The organism is Enterobacter cloacae complex sp. IR5441, assembly GCF_049238215.1.
Taxonomy (GTDB): Bacteria; Pseudomonadota; Gammaproteobacteria; order Enterobacterales; family Enterobacteriaceae; genus Enterobacter; species Enterobacter hormaechei_C.
In genome coordinates, this window is the sequence record NZ_JBMKIA010000096.1 from 1 (window position 1) to 1,700 (window position 1,700).

The 1,700-nt window shown below is 55.2% G+C and carries 1 protein-coding gene and 1 pseudogene; both read left to right on the forward strand.

All coding sequences use genetic code 11. The features are described from left to right. Window positions 1-260: 260 nt before the first annotated feature. A complete protein-coding gene (gene chrA / locus ACOTX5_RS26435; RefSeq protein ID WP_000184001.1) occupies window positions 261-1,466 on the forward strand; it encodes a chromate efflux transporter in 1,206 nt (401 codons plus the stop codon). Between the two features lie 10 nt (window positions 1,467-1,476). Then, a pseudogene (locus ACOTX5_RS26440) lies at window positions 1,477-1,581 on the forward strand (PadR family transcriptional regulator); the annotation flags it as partial. Window positions 1,582-1,700: the final 119 nt, after the last annotated feature.

Genomic DNA, 1,700 nt, shown 5'->3' on the forward strand with positions numbered 1-1,700 from the left:
CAGATCGATACCAATGAGCGCAATGTTTTCCATGATAGTTCTCCGAATGAAAGCCTGTCCTCAGCATAGTACCGGGAAGGAGGGAGTGACCATCTCATTAAATAAAGCACGCTAAGCCGTAAGTAAGCGTGCTCCTGTGAAAGCCACAGCTAAAACTGCGTAGTACACATAGAGGTATTTTTTTCTAGATTTATATCGAATTTCGTTATCGAATTTCGCTTATTATTGATCAACTCGTTGCAGATCATGAAGGCGAAAGTATGACGAATAACCCTACCGATGACAGCAGACCATGGTCGGTCTTTCTTATTTTTCTGCGGCTTGGATTGACATCTTTTGGCGGCCCCATTGCGCACTTGGGCTACTTCCGCGCCGAATTTGTCACACGGCGGCGCTGGCTCTCCGAACGGAGCTATGCTGACTTGGTCGCGCTTTGTCAGTTCTTGCCAGGGCCTGCAAGCAGCCAGGTCGGCATAGCGGTAGGACTGTCTCGGGCTGGATACAGCGGGGCGCTGGCTGCTTGGGCTGGCTTCACGCTGCCGTCTGCCATAGCCTTGATCCTTTTTGCGCTCGGCATCTCCAGCTATGGCGATTACGTCTCGCAGGGCGCGTTGCATGGCTTAAAAGTGGTGGCTGTGGCCGTGGTCGCTCAAGCAGTATGGGGCATGGCGCGTAACCTATGCACGGATGGGCTGCGAGTCACCATCATGGCAATTGCTACCTGCGTCGTTTTACTTGTGCCGTCCGCGTGGGGACAGGTTGGCGTGATTGCTATCGCAGGCATCGCAGGCCGGTTATTGTTCAAGCCAGCGAAAGTTGTTGAGCATGACCCCCTACCTATCACGGTCAGTCACCGGGCCGGCGTGCTTTGGCTCTCGCTGTTCTTTGTCTTGCTGATTGGCCTGCCGGTGTTGGCCGAACTGATGCCAAGTCAAACCATGGCAATGGTGGATTCCTTCTATCGTGTCGGATCACTGGTGTTCGGCGGTGGTCACGTTGTGCTGCCATTACTGCAAGCCGAAGTGGTGCCCTCCGGCTGGGTCAACAATGAATCCTTTCTCGCGGGGTACGGGGCAGCTCAAGCGGTGCCCGGCCCTTTGTTCACGTTCGCCGCGTTTCTTGGTGCCTCGATGAACACCGCCCCGTCGGGCTGGATCGGCGGCATTGTGTGTCTGCTGGCTATCTTCGCGCCCTCGTTCTTGCTGGTCGTCGGATCAATGCCATTTTGGGAGCGTTTGCGCCGCAATACAGGCATCCAAGCTGCGCTGGCCGGGATCAATGCCGCTGTAGTCGGCTTGCTGCTGGCCGCGCTGTATCAGCCTGTATGGACTAGCGCCATCTTTCAGCCGCAAGACTTCGGCTTGGCATTAGTTGCCCTTGTCGCACTTATGTTCTGGAAGCTCCCGCCGTGGCTGGTTGTCCTCGGTAGCGGTGCAGCTGGGTGGCTGTTGAGCGTCGCTCTGTGAGGCACAAAAAATGACTGACAAAGACCTCTACGGCGGTTTGATCCGCCTGCACATCCTTCACCATGCAGCCGAGGAACCTGTCTTTGGGCTGGGGATCATCGAAGAGCTACGCCGACAGGCACTGTTGCAAATAGTCGGTGGTGATAAACTTATCATCCCCTTTTGCTGATGGAGCTGCACATGAACCCATTCAAAGGCCGGCATTTTCAGCGTGACATCATTCTGTGGGCCGTA